General features: G+C 50.3%; 15 protein-coding genes and 1 riboswitch. Of the genes, 7 read left to right on the top strand and 8 right to left on the bottom strand.

Annotated elements, in window-relative coordinates; translation table 11 throughout:
- The first annotated feature begins 33 nt into the window (after positions 1-33).
- From BUB59_RS01850 to BUB59_RS01880, 7 genes are all read left to right on the top strand, one after another.
- The gene (locus BUB59_RS01850) at positions 34-582 is read left to right on the top strand and encodes a hypothetical protein (RefSeq protein WP_073225096.1); all 549 of its coding nucleotides are present in this window, start codon (positions 34-36) and stop codon (positions 580-582) included.
- The gene (locus tag BUB59_RS01855) at positions 582-1,451 is read left to right on the top strand and encodes a PHP domain-containing protein (protein WP_073225098.1); all 870 of its coding nucleotides are present in this window, start codon (positions 582-584) and stop codon (positions 1,449-1,451) included. Before BUB59_RS01850 ends, BUB59_RS01855 begins: the two co-directional genes overlap by 1 nt.
- Positions 1,452-1,457: 6 nt before the next feature.
- A complete protein-coding gene (locus BUB59_RS01860; protein WP_073225100.1) occupies positions 1,458-3,494 on the top strand; it encodes a hypothetical protein in 2,037 nt (678 codons plus the stop codon).
- A complete protein-coding gene (locus tag BUB59_RS01865; protein WP_073225102.1) occupies positions 3,476-4,219 on the top strand; it encodes a glutaminyl-peptide cyclotransferase in 744 nt (247 codons plus the stop codon). The genes BUB59_RS01860 and BUB59_RS01865 overlap by 19 nt, the downstream gene beginning before the upstream one ends.
- Before the next feature lie 8 nt (positions 4,220-4,227).
- A complete protein-coding gene (locus BUB59_RS01870; RefSeq protein ID WP_073225104.1) occupies positions 4,228-4,794 on the top strand; it encodes a DUF4416 family protein in 567 nt (188 codons plus the stop codon).
- The gene (locus BUB59_RS01875; RefSeq protein ID WP_073225106.1) at positions 4,791-5,162 is read left to right on the top strand and encodes a DMT family protein; all 372 of its coding nucleotides are present in this window, start codon (positions 4,791-4,793) and stop codon (positions 5,160-5,162) included. Before BUB59_RS01870 ends, BUB59_RS01875 begins: the two co-directional genes overlap by 4 nt.
- A 64-nt stretch (positions 5,163-5,226) precedes the next feature.
- The gene (locus BUB59_RS01880) at positions 5,227-6,450 is read left to right on the top strand and encodes a peptidoglycan DD-metalloendopeptidase family protein (protein ID WP_073225108.1); all 1,224 of its coding nucleotides are present in this window, start codon (positions 5,227-5,229) and stop codon (positions 6,448-6,450) included.
- A 33-nt stretch (positions 6,451-6,483) separates the two neighbouring features.
- Here BUB59_RS01880 and thiE read toward each other — a convergent pair whose 3' ends face one another.
- The 8 genes from thiE to BUB59_RS01920 form a co-directional block, all read right to left on the bottom strand.
- On the bottom strand, positions 6,484-7,104 hold the full coding sequence (gene thiE, locus BUB59_RS01885; RefSeq protein ID WP_073225110.1) for a thiamine phosphate synthase: 621 nt from the start codon (positions 7,102-7,104) through the stop codon (positions 6,484-6,486).
- Positions 7,105-7,177: 73 nt separating this feature from the next.
- Positions 7,178-8,494, bottom strand: coding sequence for a 2-iminoacetate synthase ThiH (thiH, locus tag BUB59_RS01890; RefSeq protein ID WP_073225111.1), 1,317 nt, complete (start codon positions 8,492-8,494; stop codon positions 7,178-7,180).
- Between the two features lie 95 nt (positions 8,495-8,589).
- On the bottom strand, positions 8,590-9,360 hold the full coding sequence (locus BUB59_RS01895; protein ID WP_073159283.1) for a thiazole synthase: 771 nt from the start codon (positions 9,358-9,360) through the stop codon (positions 8,590-8,592).
- 44 nt (positions 9,361-9,404) lie between these two features.
- Positions 9,405-10,040, bottom strand: coding sequence for a thiamine biosynthesis protein ThiF (gene thiF, locus BUB59_RS01900; RefSeq protein WP_073225113.1), 636 nt, complete (start codon positions 10,038-10,040; stop codon positions 9,405-9,407).
- Entirely contained in the window at positions 10,040-10,249 is a 210-nt protein-coding gene (thiS, locus tag BUB59_RS01905; RefSeq protein ID WP_159433305.1) for a sulfur carrier protein ThiS, read from the bottom strand. The genes thiF and thiS overlap by 1 nt, the downstream gene beginning before the upstream one ends.
- Positions 10,233-10,359: riboswitch (TPP riboswitch) on the bottom strand. (Overlaps the previous gene by 17 nt.)
- 99 nt (positions 10,360-10,458) lie before the next feature.
- Positions 10,459-11,571 (bottom strand): FISUMP domain-containing protein, encoded by a 1,113-nt coding sequence (locus BUB59_RS01910; RefSeq protein ID WP_073225117.1) that lies wholly within the window; start codon positions 11,569-11,571, stop codon positions 10,459-10,461.
- Positions 11,572-11,723: 152 nt separating this feature from the next.
- Positions 11,724-13,475 carry a glycoside hydrolase family 43 protein gene (locus BUB59_RS01915; protein WP_234979896.1) on the bottom strand — a complete coding sequence of 584 codons (1,752 nt, stop codon included), beginning with the start codon at positions 13,473-13,475 and terminating at the stop codon, positions 11,724-11,726.
- Between the two features lie 70 nt (positions 13,476-13,545).
- Positions 13,546-15,657: a family 43 glycosylhydrolase gene (locus BUB59_RS01920; protein ID WP_073225119.1), complete on the bottom strand. Its 2,112-nt coding sequence runs from the start codon at positions 15,655-15,657 to the stop codon at positions 13,546-13,548.
- Positions 15,658-15,701: the final 44 nt, after the last annotated feature.

The following is a 15,701-nucleotide window of genomic DNA, read 5'->3' on the forward strand; positions in this document are numbered from 1 at the left end:
AAATTTAGTTAAAGTTTAGTTATATTTCGGCCCGTGAAACCATCTCTTTATTTTGCAGACCGATTCCGTTACTTTTTCAAGCGATTCTACAGCGACCTTAAGCTGTTTGAATGGTTTAAGGAACGTGCAGGCGAAGAATCCGATAGCATTTCCTATCCGGACATGGTGAAGGGATGTCCCAAGACTTTGATTTTCCTGTCCAAGGATGTTGAACATTCCTCCAGATTTCTGAAGGAACTGTCCAAGACTGTTACGCAGAATGCAAGGTTCTGTGTTCATGAAACCCTACAGACAACCGTTGCATCCCATCAGGGACACGCCTTCTACTATAGCGATTCTGAATGCCGCTATGGCGAAACCGCCTTTGAAACTCTGGAAGAAAAGATCCGAGAGTATGCACCGGAAATTTGCATCTACATTGGAGAGAACTTCCTCCCCCGCCTTTATCTGGCAAAGATCAGTGGCGCAAAATGTCGAATCGGCTTTAGATGCGAAGATGTTTATCCATTCCTGAATATCAGCCTGCAGCATGACAAATCCACCGAAGCCGCATTGCTCAACCAGTATTTCGAGGTGAAGTAATGCAGAAGGGCTTTTCTACCATCATTACGGAAAACGGCGGTTATGCGGATCTTCATCTGCATACCAAGCTTTCTGATGGTAGCCTGGACGTAGAAGAACTGCTGACCCTAAGCAAGCGCAAGGGACTCCGCTGCATTTCCATTACGGACCACGACAATCTGGATTCCTACAACCTGGCGATCGAACCCGCAAAGGCAATTGGTCTTGAGATTATCCCGGGTATCGAGATTTCTTCCGTATGGCAGGGAAAAGACATCCATATTCTGGGTTACTACTGTGACCCCACCAACTTGGCCCTGAACATGGAACTTCAGGATTTCGCCAAGCAGAGAATTACCCGAGCCAAGGCCATCATCAAGAAGTTGAACGCTCTTGGAATTGACATTACCTACGAAAAGGTCTTGAGCTACTGCAAGGGAAAGGTTATCGGACGCCCTCATATTGCCATGTCCCTAGTGGATGAGGAATATATCGGAAGTTTCTCCGAGGCATTTACCAAGTATCTGGGCGACGGCTGTGTGGCCTTCGTCGAGAAGAAGGGCCTTAACCCCCAGCAGACCATCCGCCTCATTGAAAATGCAGGTGGCATTGCGGTGCTCGCCCACCCCTACAAGTCCGGCGTCAGTGACGAATTCATCGAACAGATGGTGGAATGGGGCGTTCAGGGAATGGAAGTGTACTGCCCCTCCCAGAAGGGTGCGGTGGGACGTAAGTACAAGGAAATGGCCCAACATTTTGGCCTGGTAGGAACCGGCGGATCCGACTTCCATACGGAAAGCGGTACTTATCCGCCGAACTGCACCAAGATGCCTTATACCGTAGTCCAAGCCCTCAGGGAACGTCGTGAAAAGTTCCGTGCCGAATGGTAATGACTGATGGTTGGTCGTCTCCAACAGATTTTAACCCTCAAGTGCCTGCTCCTGCTGGTGCTGTTTCTTGCGGGTCTTACTCAGGCTGAAGTCCTCCATCAGGGAAAGGATACCCGCCCCACGCCTCAGGATTCTGTATTCCAGACACCTTGGGGAATTGACCCGGCCCCTCGTGAGACCGACGCCGGTCGTTGGGTCCTGCCCCTTCGGGAAGTGATGCAGCGGACTTATGATGTTTCCGGCCAGAAGTCGGAATGGGTTCTGGGAACCTCCATCCTGGGAAATCCGGAACTGGACGCAAGCTCCATGGGGATGGCGTCCCTTACCAAGCGCTATCCCAGCAAGTTGGCCGGACTTTACACCACCCGCTTAAGTTATGACGGATCCACCCTGAACTTGAATGGAGACAACGGAATCCTCCTGGAAGAGCCCAAGGGCATTGCCGTAGACACTCCCATTACTGACTTAGACTGGGAGCGGCCTGCCTTTAGTGGAAACGCTCTTCACCTGGATTTCAGGCGCTTGATTACAGATTCCGTAACACTGGACCTGGGACTTTCCGCCCACTCCAACGTGGATTCCAAGGAATACAGCTACACCAACGTGACCCACTCTCCCTATTTTGCCCTAGGTCGCGACTCCAGCCAGATTCCCTTTGGCGGACGAAACATCGCCATGAACAGCATGCATATCCAGCCCACCCTGACCTGGCGTTTTGGATACGGCAAGGCTTTTGCCAAGGTGAACTATTTCAGTCTAGAAAACGCAGACAACACCAACCACAAGGTGCTGTTGGATACCTTGGACAAGTCCATCAGAACGTTCCAGGCAGATCCCTACACCATTGACATCAAGGCAATGACCTACGGCGCTGGCGTGGAGTTCTACCCCATCAAGGGGCTCACCATCTCCACGGACATTACCTACGGGGAACACGAAATTGAGGAAGACTCCCTTGCAAGGATCGGCTTTGGCGTTAACGAGTATACCGACACTCTGGGATACCTTCACAGGGACACCTCCTTCTACGACACAGTAAAGACCATCAACTACCAGACCATCTATGGAAACGCAGGCATTTCCTACCAGAGCCTTTTGAACCCCGCCCTGAAGTTTAGTTACGAGTTTTTAAACGGCTATAGTGACGGAAGCCAGGTTGAAACCGTGACCTACATGCAGGACCGCGAACTTGGCTACCTGGAATTGTCGGATACTTTAGGGGGCTGGATCATGTTCCGAACCCAGACAGGTATGCAGAGAAATAGTTCCCTGCGAGACAGTGTGGATTTCGCCAAGGCCTATTCTGCAGATGTACTGGCCCTCCTCCCCTTCCACCTGCGTTTGAACGGAAGCTATAGGCACGACAATCGTTTCCCCGACATGGCACAACTGAAGTTTAACGAAACGGGCCGTCTGGCTTTTGCTAACCAGGATTTGAAATATGAAGAACGGGATCGAATGGCTCTGAATGCTGGCTGGCAGATGCGCGATGTATTCTACGGGCTGGGACTGCGTTATGAAAACGTGGACAACCTGATGAAGCCCGCCTGGGTGAAAGACGGAGCAGTAGATTCCACCAGCAATCTGAGCGATGTATACCGCTGGGAAAATATCAGCCACGTTACCTCCCTGGACTGGATCCTGCAGGTGGGCTTCAGACTGGGCAACTGGAAGTTCTATCTGGAACGTGGAGAAACGCTGGACAGAAACCGCATCCTTCTGGATACGCCTCGACTTTACTACAAGGGAAGCATTCACTGGCAGAACCGTTTTGTCCAGGATCGTCTGGGCGTCAGTGTCCGTGTGGACTGGCAATGGTTTGGCGACCGCTATGACTGCACCATTAACGAGAACGGCAAGCCCGAGCTGGAATACATGAAGAAGTATCTGGCTCTGGACTTTGAAGCCCGCATGCAGATTCTTTCCTTTGAACTTTACAGCAGAATCGAGAACTTCAACCACAGTATTTATATGCCGGAATCCGGCTATACTCCTGAAGGTCTGCGAATCGCTTATGGTATCGTATGGACCTTCGGAAACTAGCTCTTGCGATCTTTACCTGCGTGGGATTCGTTCTGGCTGCAGCGCCTGAAATCCAGCCTACCATTGTAGACTCCGTTTCCCACCCCATGAATCATTTCACCCAGGGGCTTTTCTTTGACGGGAAGGAACTGGTGGAAACCACGGGACTTTACGGCAAGTCCGGACTTTACCGCCGCACTTTGGACGGCAAGGTTCTGGATTCCGCCCGACTGGATGACCGCTATTTCGGGGAAGGTTCCATCGCCCTCGGGGATGACATTTTCTACCTGACCTGGAAAGCGAGAAAAGGTTTTATCTACAGCCGTAAGCCCTTCAAACTGAAGGGCGAATTCGCCATCCCTACGGAAGGCTGGGGCCTGACCTTCTGGCGTGATGTCCTGCTCATGAGTAACGGCAGCAACCAGCTGATTCAAATTCACCCCCGCACTTTTGCCGTACAGGGCGTCATCAACGTGATGGACGGAACCTCCGCAGTGACCATGCTAAACGAATTGGAACTGGTGGGCAATACTCTTTACGCCAACATCTGGCAGACGGATTTAATCGCGGTCATTGACTTGCCCAGCGGGAAGGTGCAGAAATATCTGGACTTTTCCAAGAAAGTAGCGGAACTCCGGAAGAAGTATCCCCGCATGGACGTGCTGAACGGAATCGCATTCGACGGCAAGGACATGTGGATCACCGGAAAGAACTGGCCCTACATCTACAAGATCAAGGGATTTTAGGAAGCGTTATGGGAGCCATCAAGGAACCGGCAAAGGTAAAAGTCATCGTAGGTATTCTTGCGAAGGATGCCGAGGCTGTTGAATCTGTGCGCGCAACCCTGAGAGAAAAGTTCGGCGAAGAGGACCTGAACCTAGCCCCCTTCCCCTTTACCTTCACCAATTACTACGTAGACGAAATTGGAGCCGCACCCGTCAGGGCGTTCTTTAGTTACGAAACCTTGATTGACCGCACGGAAATCGTGGATATTAAGCTCTGGACCAACGACGTTGAATTGGCCATCGCCGAAGCCGCAGGCACCCCGGGACTCCGTCCTGTAAATCTGGATCCGGGTTACATGACCTTGGGACAATTCTTTTTGGCCACCACCAAGGACCAGCGCCAGCGTGTGTACATGCAGCGGGGCATTTTCGTGGAGCCCACCCTCTATTTTCAGGAAGGACATTTCCATGCCTTCGACTGGACTTATCGAGACTACCAGAGCGAAACCTACATCAAGTACCTGGAACAGGTGCGTGCAAGACTCGCCTACCAGCACTCCACAGGCCGCCCCTACCGTTTGAGGAATGAAAAATGAAAGCCGGAATCTTTACCATACTTCTTCTCTGCTGCTCTAACGTCTTCATGACCTTCGCCTGGTACGGAAACCTGAAGCTGAAGGAACTGCATATTAGTACCGACTGGCCCCTGATTCTTGTGATTCTCGCAAGCTGGGGTTTGGCACTTCTGGAATACTGCTTTATGATTCCTGCTAATTCCATCGGCAGCCGCATTAACGGAGGCCCTTTTAGCCTGATGCAGCTGAAGATTATCCAGGAAGCCATCTCCCTCACCATCTTCACAGTGATTGCAGTGACGGTTTTTCATACGGAAACCTTACAATGGAATCATATTGTGGCTTTCCTCTGCATTATTGCAGCCGTATTCTTCGCTTTCCTGAAATAATAACTACCTTGTAACAACCATGGGAGTTACAGGTTCGTTCAAAAGAGTTAGCCTTCTTTTGGCTATGGGTCTTGCATTGTTGTGCATGAACGTTCCTGCTAATGCAAAGACTTCCGGAAAGGCAACAAGCCAAAAACAAACCACTGCCAAGGAAGAAGTCCAGAAGGATTCCGCAAAGGAAACGAAGAAGGACTCCAAGAAAAAAGCCTCCGCGAAAACGTCCACAAAGACCTCCGCAAAAAAAGAGACCGCTAAAAAAGAAACTGCTAAGAAAGAAAGCGGAAAGAAAGAATCCGCGAAGAAAGAGACTAGCAAAAAGGATTCAAAGAAGACTGCAAAGGATTCTTCCAAGAAGGATCCGAAGGCTGCTAAGAAGGATTCCAAAAAGGATAAGAAGGACAAGAAGTCCAAGAAAAAGAATCCTCCAAAGCACATCCGTACCGGCAAGGCGGAACTAGTCGACGACAACTTCGATCCCGAGGCAATTGCCGCAGAAGAAGCCCAGGATTCCAGCAAGGTGACCATCGAAGCGGACGACCCCAAGGCATTTACCAAGGCCCTGCTGTACGAGAAAGAAGGCGTGGACTTTGAAGTGGTGAACACCAATGAGGGAAAGGAAACCAACCTGGCCCAGCAGGATTCCGCCTTCTTGCCTTCCGTGGATTATTTTGATTTTTCCGATATGCTCATTCCCGTGACACACGAAGCGCTCCTGGGATCCCCCTACGGCGTCCGTAGCCATCGCCTGCATCGAGGCGTGGACGTAAACGTGATCATGAAGGAGCCCATTGTAGCGGCTTATCCTGGAACCGTCATTATGTCCAAATACAACAAGGGCGGCTACGGGCATTACGTGCTGGTGGAACACGAAAACGGACTGCAGACTCTTTACGGACATTTAGCCAAGAGAACCGTCAAGGTGGGCGACTACGTATATCCCGGCGACATTGTGGGTCTAGCCGGCAATACCGGGCGATCCTCCGGAGCTCACCTCCACTTTGAAATTCGTTATGGCGAAGTCAACATTGATCCGGCCACTGTAGTCAACTTCCCCAAGTGGGAGCTCCAACCTGGCGTCGACAAACTTTCCAAGAAGAAAGTCTATGACGAACACCGCAAGATGCAAGCCAAAGTGAAAAAAGAAAACACCTACGTGGTCAAGAATGGAGACACCTTGACCGATGTGGCCCTGTGGTTTAACATCTCCGAAGAAGCGGTCATCCGCATTAACAATCTCCCTCTGGACAAGCCCATCAAGGTGGGACAAGTCCTGAGAGGATGCAAATAAAAACGCATTAAAGCGTCGAGTTAGCCGCGGCGATTACAGCGCCAGAAAAGCGGCCTTCAGTTCACGAGTAGCGGCTTCTGGATCCGCAGATTTCTGAATGGCAGAAACCGCACAGATACCCTTGATACCAGAACCAGCCAGAACATGGATGTTATCCTTGTTCAAGCCACCGATTGCGTTTACGGGAATAGGCACAGCCTTTACGATTTCCTTCAGGGTGTCTACGCTAGTAAGAATGGTAACCACCTTAGTCGTTGTGGGATAGATTGCCCCAACCCCACAATAGTCCGCACCTTGTTCGTAGGCTTCAAGAGCCTGAGGCACTGTCTTGGTAGTGGCACCGATGATCTTGCCCGGTCCCATGAGCTTGCGAGCTACGGCAACCGGCATATCGGTCTGGCCCACATGAACACCCTCGGCACCTATGGCGAGAGCAACGTCCACACGGTCATCGATAATGAGGGGCACGTTGTAACGGCTAGTGACTTCATGAACCGCAGCGGCCAACTCCATGTACTCGCGGGTAGACTTGTTCTTTTCGCGAAGCTGAATGATGGTAGCGCCACCCTTGCAGGCAGCCTCTATAGAAGGCAAGAACTGTTCAGCAGGAACCGTGGAACTATCAGTGATGAAGTAAAGAGTAGTATCTAACATGATGATTTATGAGTTATGAATTACGAGTTATGAGGTCCTTTCGTAATTCATAATTCATCCTTCGTAATTGTCATTAAACGTATAGGTAATCATTCAGCACGGGTTGTAGGCCTTCGCCGCTGATGTCCTTGTACATGGCGTCAAAGCTGCGGGCATCGTTGATTTCGAACTGTTCGTCACCTTCAGCGTCGGAAGTTTCCTTGCCGGCATTCACGTCAGCCGTCTTGGTCTTAACTTCTTCCCCACCTTCCTTGTACTTTTCTTCGTGGTCGCCTACGCCGGTAGAAACGCCTGCGGAAACCTTGGTGGCACAGATCTTGACGATGCCGTTACGGAATTCCTTGGACTCGCGGCTGGAGACGGTAATACCCACGAAAGGCATAAAGATGCGGTAAGCGCAAAGCACCTGGCACAATTCCTTCTCGTGAACATCCAGCGGATTAATCTTATCGTTATTCACGATGGGACGGAGACGCGGGCAGGACAAGCTCATTTCGGCGTGAGGGTACTTCTTCTGCAGATAGAACACATGGAGGGCGCTGGCCAAGGCATCCTTACGGAAGTCGGACAAGCCAAGCAATGCAGAGAAACCGCAGCCGCGCATGCCTCCCATGAGGGCGCGTTCCTGAGAATCAAAACGGTACGGATAAATACGCTTATGCCCCATCAGGTGCAGCTGTTCGTAACGTTCGCTGTCGTAAGTTTCCTGGAAAACCGTCACGTAGTCTACCCCACATTCGTGGAGATACTTGTACTCGTCGGTATTCATGGGGTAAACTTCAACACCCACCATGCGGAAATACTTGTGAGCAATCTTGCAGGCTTCGCCGATGTATTCCACACTGCTCTTGGCGCGGCTTTCACCTGTAAGCAACAGGATTTCTTCCATGCCACTGTCGGCGATGACCTTCATCTCGTGCTCGATCTGTTCCATGGAAAGCTGCATGCGCTTGATTTTATTGTAGCAGTTGAAGCCGCAATAGACGCAATAGTTTTCGCAGTAGTTAGCAATGTAGATGGGCGTAAAGAAATACACCGTATTGCCAAAATGCTTGCTGGTTTCCAGCTTTGCCTTCTGGGCCATCTTTTCCAGGAAGGGCGCTGCTGCCGGAGATAGGAGCGCCTTGAAATCTTCCACGGTACAAGTGTGATGATCCAGAGCGGCAAGTACATCACGGGCGGTGTACTTGCTAAAGTCCACAGAATCCACATGGCTCATGACCTTCCCCGGGATTTCGGAGTGGATCACTTCCATATCCTTCATGTACTCCATGTGGTTGGTGCGAGCACTAGGATCCGTCTCAATACGGTGCTTACGCTCCAAAGCCGCTGGGGACAAAGAGTCAGAGTCAATAAAATAACGTTCGTCGTGATATTCTTTTTCAGACATAAAACAATCCCTATGTCATTCTGAGCGGAATGCCGTAGGCATGGAGTCGAAGAATCTAGATTCCTCGACTGCGCTCGGAATGACATTCACAAAAATTAGTCCCTCAGGAATCCGGTGAGGGGATCGCTGGCGGCGGCACCACGAACCAGCACGCGGCCCATGCCGGAGAGGTAAGCGTTGCGGCCGGCTTCAATAGCAGACTTGAAGGCGGCTGCCATGCGAGGCAAGTCACCTGCAGTTGCGAGAGCCGTATTGGCCATCACGGCGGCTGCGCCCATTTCCATGGCTTCGCAAGCCTGGGACGGCTTACCGATGCCGGCGTCCACGATGATGGGCAATTCAATTTCATCAATGAGAATCTGGATGAAGTCCTTGGCAGAAAGACCGCGGTTAGAACCGATGGGAGCCGCCAAAGGCATCACGGCTGCGGCACCTGCATTCACCAAGTCGCGAGCCACGTTCAAGTCGGCATGCATGTAAGGCAGCACAACGAAACCTTCCTTAGCCAGAATTTCGGTAGCCTTGATGGTTTCGTAGTTGTCCGGCAGCAGGTACTTGGAATCGCGCATGATTTCAATCTTCACGAAATCACCGCAGCCCAATTCACGAGCCAGGCGAGCAATGCGAACTGCTTCGTCTGCATTGCGGGCGCCAGAAGTATTGGGCAACAAAGTTGCACTCTTGGGGATGTAATCCAGAATGTTTTCGTGTTCCTTGGTATTGGCTCGGCGTACGGCGCAGGTAATGATTTCTGCACCAGCATACTGCACCGCAGCTTCAATCAGCTTCAGGGAGTACTTGCCAGAACCGAGAATAAAGCGGGAGTTGAACTCATGACCGCCAAGAACAAGTTTATCGTTTTCCATTATTCAATCCTTAATTATTAAACTCTTAGATCCTTCGACTTCGCTCAGGATGACACAGCGGATTCAAATCCACAGATGATTCGCACAATGGTTTGTGCTTGGTGGGCGGCGCAGGCCATGACGCGGGGGGCCACTAGCCCGATTCCATTGTTCACGTCACTGACGCCATCGCCACACAAATAAAAATTCTTCGACACGCGGCGGGTCTGGATGGAGTTAGCATCACCGAAGCCAGCCATTCCCGAGGCCGCCACCAGTACCTTGCCATTTTCCAAAACCGCATTCACCAGCATAGCCTTGGCTTCTGCATTATCAAAAGCCTCGCAAACCACATCAGCCTTCCCAACCAGTTCCATAACGTTTTCTTCCGTCACACGAGCCTGATGGGATTCCAATTCAATATAGGGAGCAATTTCGCGAAGGTTTTCGGGCAAGGCAACAGCCTTGGGCATTCCCACCTGGCAGGCTTTGTACTGCTGACGATGCAAGTTGGTCACGTCCACACAGTCAAAATCAACAAGCACCAAGCGACCAACACCAGCGCGAGCCAATGCAATAGCCACATTGGACCCGAGACCGCCCAAACCGCAGACCGCCACCGTGGCCGCCTGCAACTTTGCGACGTTTTCTTCTCCCTGGCGAGCAATCAAAGCGGCCAGCATGTCTTCCAGAGAAGGCATTAACCACCACCCATAAAGCAAACCACTTCCAAGGAATCCCCATCTTTAAGGATGGTCTCGGCGTACTTTGCCTTAGGCACAATTTCGTAGTTCTTTTCCACCGCGATACACTTGATGTTGTAATCGGTGGTGGCCAGATAATCAGCCACGGACTTTCCTGCGAAAACCTGTCCGTCTGCTTCGATGTCAATGCCATTGACTTTAATCATTATACCTCCGTTGGCATTATCCAAATCAGGTGCGGTAAGCAATCAGAACCCGGTCAAAAACAGTTCAATTGCACTCTCAGCCGGTTTTACCAGCTCCCGTATGGCACAAAGTTAAAAAAACTTGAAATTTTCGGCAACAGCGGATTCCATCACGAGACGACTCTACGCGGAACCTCCATTATTGATTCAAGCGAGATTCTTGTAGGAATTTATTCTTCGGTTTCCACCATTACACAACGAACGGATAGACCATTAGTTTTGCGAACAGGATAAATAGAATTATACGTATTTGAAGTCATTTGCAAACCAGACATAGATCTGATTGATGGATCATCAGAGCTTTCCACGGGATAATGCCAACATGTACTCTCATTCAAATCCACAAACCCTTCTTCCAAATTATATCCTGCACCAACGAGAGAGAAACCGCTATAATTAAGACCTCCAAAACCTTCTGAACGAGTCCCCTTTACCCCGGCATCGTTACCTTTTGCATTTACAATGATTTCATAGTCATCATAAGTCAACAGACGCCAACCATCCGGACAAATACCTTGGTGATTTTCCTTGATTAATTCAGCACAACTCTCCGTGTTACAACGGCTGGGCAATTGCATCATTTCAGCCCATTGGTACAATCCACCATATCGATCACATTTAGTGGTGTCATCATCATAACAATAACGTTCAATAATCGAATCATCCTTTTGATCTTCTACGCCAGGAACATCAACGCCGATATTCAAGTTTTCGGCCATGACTGTAATAGGAACGAATTTTTTAAGGTTATTCCTTCCATTGATTGTCAAATAGTAATACTTTCGGCCATTTCTTGCATCGGTAAACTGTTTGTACGCCCCAGAATGAATGCTATCTGAATAGAAAACCCTACTATGATTGTAAGGTTTATACTGGCTACTACTAGACACGATCACACTACTAGAAGAGGCCACAGAGCTGCTGCTCTTGCTCTCCGAGCTTAGACACTGCGCCTCGGCAATGCCGATGCAAGCATCGCCGCTGCTCTCGGCTTGAGGGTCTTTGGCTTCGGCGCTAGAGGTCGGTTTTACAGAACTGCTGGACTTGTCCTTGGTTTCTACACTAGAGCTCGAGACCTCGGTAGAAGAAGAGGACTTTGCTTCAGAGGAGCTGCTGCTCTTAGCTTCTTCGCTAGAAGAGCTGTTCTTGCTGCAGGAATCATCATCCTGAGCAACGCTAGAGCTGGATGGATCGTCATTATTTGCGTTTGAGCCATTATCGCCGCCACATGCGACAAAACCAACGACAAAAGCCATTACAGCCAAAGTCTTGAATACATTCATCTTAATCCTCCTAACTAAACCTATGGCAGTTTAAACCCAACAGGCAAAATATAATAAAGCCTCGAAAGTTTTTTTCTAACTTTCGAGGTTCATATCAAATATCGCGGCTAATACTACTAATGCCGAGATTCCTATGCATGACTAAAGGACCTTTAAGGATTTACAACCTTCAGAGTTTCTTTACCGGAACGGACTAGGAACGTTCCGCGCCCCACGTTATTCATCGATACTTGAGAGCCAAATCCACACTGGACAATATGCCCGTTCAGGCTAAATACAGTCCAATGCGCCTCCCCCGCCAGGCGCACCATTCTTGCAAGAGGATCATAGTTCATGGAACGAGACAAGACCTTTGTTGCAAGGTGCAATGAAGTTTCGGAGGAACTAGATCCCTCGACTGCGCTCGGGATGACACCAGAGGAACTGCTCGGGATGACGCTTGAAGATGAGCTCGGGATGACAGAGGAGGAGCTGCTAGATCCCCGATCGGGGTCGGGGATGACATCGGAGGAACTGCTGGATTCCTCGACTGCGCTCGGAATGACACTCGATACGAATTGGATTTTCTGGTTATCGGTTCCGGAGCGGACCCAGGTAATGAGGGGCATGCCGGGTTCCTTGGAAACGTTTAGAATGTCGCCCAGATAGTCGTCGTCGTAATTGGCGAACAGATAGTAACCCTTCTTTTCGGAGGCGTTTTCAATACGGATTTCGCAGGGTGTTGCGCTGGTGCGGACGGTATCCAGCAACACGGCCTGGGGGCAGTAATATTTCTTGGTGCCGTAATTCTGCAAAGTGTAATGGCGAGCGGTCTTCCCGGCGGCAACAATCCACAGCTGATTATCAGCCGTTTCGTCAGCAGTCTGCTGAATGACCATGTCACCATCATCCTGCAACGCCAAATTACTGTGGGAAACGGTCAAGCGATACGCACCATCCTTAATGAGGGCGTTGTTCACCTTGTCTACACCATCGGTGCGAACAATCTTCTGGATGTTTCCATCGCGATCATAGTACAGGTAGTCGATATTCACGGAACGGCGGTAAGTCCAGCCGCCAGGAGAATTGGCGCCGTGGTGCATAAAGTACCAGTGGCCCATGTACTTGAAAATGGCCTGATGATTGGTTTCGGAATTGTCTTCCTTGGCGTTAATCACGCCCTTCTGTGTCCAGGGGCCATTAATGGAAGGCGCCATGGAATAGTTGGTGGTAGAAGGATAACCGGAAGCATAACTGAAGTAATAGTTCCCGCGGAACTTGTGCATCCAGGGAGCTTCAAAGAAATCCTTGATTCCAATATCTTCCGGCTTGCTGGCCAGCTCAATCATGTTCTCTTTCAGCTTAACGCGGCGGCCGGCATTCCAGGAGCCCCAATACATCCAGATGTCGTCACCGTCATAGAAAATGGCGGGGTCAATATTCAGCTTGACATCATTTTCAGTAAGGTCCGTCACCAACGCATGACCGATGGCATCTACCCACGGACCCGACGGATGGTCGGCTACAGCAACACCGATTGCAAAGCCTTCATCCTGCTTGATGGAGCCGTGATGTACCGCCACATACCAGTAGTACTTACCATTTCGATATTCGCAGTGGCCCGCAAAGGCGCTTGCATCGGCCCACTTGAAAGTCTTGTAACTGAGCACGGCACCGTAATCATGGTAATTCTCCATGTCGGTAGTTACCAGAACGTGCCAGTCGTTCATCAAGAAGAACTTGTTGTTGGTACCCTGCGCCCCCTGTTCATCGTGGCCCGCAAAAATAAACAAGCTATCGTTATGAACCAACGCTGCAGCATCGGCAGAATAGAATGCAGTCGTAATAGGATTAGCTGCCTGTGCAACGGTAACCACACCGAACATTGCACAAGCAGTAACCCCCAAAAGTTTCCACAAACCCATCTTTTACTCCCTTTCAAAATCCTCAAAAATGCTAGATCCCCGATCTGGGTCGGGGATGACATTTGGGGACTTATTTCACCTTAACGATGTAATTTGCCTTAGGCAGATTTTCGAATCGGACTTCTGTACCAGCCATTGCCCCACGAATATCGCGAGAGGCAACAACCTGACCCATGGAATTCAGCAAGTAAACTTTCTGAGCCCCAGCAAGATTCAAGCGTACGAGATAAGAACCATCCATACGGGTAACGGTAAAGCCTCGTGCCGCAACAGAAGCAGTTACAAGTGCATCCTTGCTGTCACTACTAGATCCCTCGGCTCCGCTCGGGATGACAGAGGAAGAGGAGCCCGGGATGACATCGGAGGAAGAGCTGGAGATGACAGCGGAAGAGGAGCTGGGGATGACAGCGGAAGCCTTGAACATCATATTACCCACCACAACTTCACCGGATACGCCGCTTGCTGTGAGGTAGAAATCCTGAACGCCGGTCAATTTCTTGGAGCCACCTAAGGTTGAGCAAGTCACTTCGCTCCAGCCATTTGCAGCAGCCACACCCTTACTCAGGTCACATTCAGAAACCACAGTCCCCGCCTTGGAATCCAAGCGCAAAGCCAACTTTCCAGCGGAGCCCTTCACCATCACGCGAACGTCCGTACTCTTGATGGAATCCGTCACCACGTTTTCAAAAATCGCATAACCGCCATCCTTCATGGCCAACTGGTCATTTTCATCCAGACGAATACGGATACCGTTATCAAATCCGTTACCCGGGATGGTATCACGAATCACGCGCAAGAAGTCGATGCGGTCCAGTTCAGAGAAGTAGTTATTCGGAATGGGGCGCACTTCAATAAAGTTTCCGCCACGCTTCAAAGTCGCAGGAATCATCACCGTGGAATTTTCCGGGAAAGTTCCCCAGGAACCTGTAGGCGGAAGCTTCACCGTCTGTTCCTTACCGTTGATGGAAACGCCATGAGTTGCAGCGCCTTCACCGCCGTTAGCATAACGATAACGCAGCAAGTATTCACCCGCCTGAGGAATGTTCATGGGCAAGCGAATCTTGGAGCCTTCGGTATTCACGTAAGACAGGTATTCACCATTGGAAGCAGTCTTGCTGGTAGCGATAGCCAAGTCACCGCTTACCGCACGAGTCAAGGCACCATGTTCGGCTTCGGCGCTCAGGTAACGTCCCAGGAAAGGCTGACCCATTTCCGCCCAGTTGTCATCGGTGAACACCACGTCACGAATATGGATGTGATTGTACTTGTCGCCGGCGTTGTCATAATAATGATGGACAAAACGCACGCGGTTAATATCCTGGAAAGGTTCGCCACCGCCCGGGCCCACATAACGACCATAACGTTCCAGCAAAATAGTGCCGCCACCGCTAGCCAAATCCTTGCCGTCACGATCATAATAAGGACCAGTCACCTTATCAGCGCGGCCCATGGCAGTCTTGTAAGTGGTCTGCTCAATGTTTGCACCCTGCTGGCAGCACTTGTCCCAGGCGGTAAACAAAAAGAACTTTCCGTCATGTTCAATAAGGCTGGGACCTTCCACTGCGCCACCGCTTGCAGTTGTCACACGACGGGCAATGTTATACACCGTCTTATCGTCAGAAGCCTGATAGCCAGTTTCGCCGTTCAACTTAATCAATTGAATACCCAACCCGAAGGAGCCAAAAGCCATCCAGTATTCACCAGCAGAAGTCTTAATGACGTCGGCGTCAATTGCGTTATATTTGTCGGAAGCCACCGTATGGAACACATGACCCTTATCGGTCCAGCCATAGCCAGAAGTACCCGGCACCATGGATTTGGAAGCCGTATAACCAATGGCAGATGTGCGCTTGCCGAAAACGGAACCGCAATAATACACGCGGAACTCATCATCGAACTTGTAAATATCGGGAGCCCACACATCTTCCATGGTGGGAGCGTAAGTATAAATCCACTTGGGGAAAGAAGTCATGGTCTTGCCATGAGCCTTCCAGGAAACCATATCCTCCGTGGTCCACAGAGAAAGCTGGTTGTTGGTAGTCATGAGGGCATAACCGTCCTCGAAACGGACCATGCTGGGGTCGTGACCACCCTGCAAATTATCCTTGGCATACCAATCGGCGGCAGAAACAACGCCACAGGCAAACAAGCCGGCCAAGCACACAAACTTTGTTCTATTCATACAATTCACCCCACACGCTTTCGCGAGAAAACAACACCAATACT

Origin of the sequence: Fibrobacter sp. UWEL (assembly GCF_900142535.1) — a bacterium.
Taxonomy (GTDB): domain Bacteria; phylum Fibrobacterota; class Fibrobacteria; order Fibrobacterales; family Fibrobacteraceae; genus Fibrobacter.

Bases quoted from the DNA above. Each gene is read 5' to 3' on its own strand.
- BUB59_RS01870 (WP_073225104.1), top strand. From the start codon at position 4,228: ATGGGAGCCATCAAGGAACCGGCAAAGGTAAAAGTCATCGTAGGTATT.
- BUB59_RS01875 (WP_073225106.1), top strand. From the start codon at position 4,791: ATGAAAGCCGGAATCTTTACCATACTTCTTCTCTGCTGCTCTAACGTC.
- BUB59_RS01860 (WP_073225100.1), top strand. From the start codon at position 1,458: ATGGTTGGTCGTCTCCAACAGATTTTAACCCTCAAGTGCCTGCTCCTG.
- BUB59_RS01915 (WP_234979896.1), bottom strand. From the start codon at position 13,475: ATGGGTTTGTGGAAACTTTTGGGGGTTACTGCTTGTGCAATGTTCGGT.
- BUB59_RS01910 (WP_073225117.1), bottom strand. From the start codon at position 11,571: ATGAATGTATTCAAGACTTTGGCTGTAATGGCTTTTGTCGTTGGTTTT.
- thiF (WP_073225113.1), bottom strand. From the start codon at position 10,040: ATGCCTTCTCTGGAAGACATGCTGGCCGCTTTGATTGCTCGCCAGGGA.
- thiH (WP_073225111.1), bottom strand. From the start codon at position 8,494: ATGTCTGAAAAAGAATATCACGACGAACGTTATTTTATTGACTCTGAC.
- BUB59_RS01880 (WP_073225108.1), top strand. From the start codon at position 5,227: ATGGGTCTTGCATTGTTGTGCATGAACGTTCCTGCTAATGCAAAGACT.
- BUB59_RS01865 (WP_073225102.1), top strand. From the start codon at position 3,476: ATGGACCTTCGGAAACTAGCTCTTGCGATCTTTACCTGCGTGGGATTC.
- BUB59_RS01920 (WP_073225119.1), bottom strand. From the start codon at position 15,657: ATGAATAGAACAAAGTTTGTGTGCTTGGCCGGCTTGTTTGCCTGTGGC.
- BUB59_RS01855 (WP_073225098.1), top strand. From the start codon at position 582: ATGCAGAAGGGCTTTTCTACCATCATTACGGAAAACGGCGGTTATGCG.
- BUB59_RS01895 (WP_073159283.1), bottom strand. From the start codon at position 9,360: ATGGAAAACGATAAACTTGTTCTTGGCGGTCATGAGTTCAACTCCCGC.
- thiS (WP_159433305.1), bottom strand. From the start codon at position 10,249: ATGATTAAAGTCAATGGCATTGACATCGAAGCAGACGGACAGGTTTTC.
- thiE (WP_073225110.1), bottom strand. From the start codon at position 7,104: ATGTTAGATACTACTCTTTACTTCATCACTGATAGTTCCACGGTTCCT.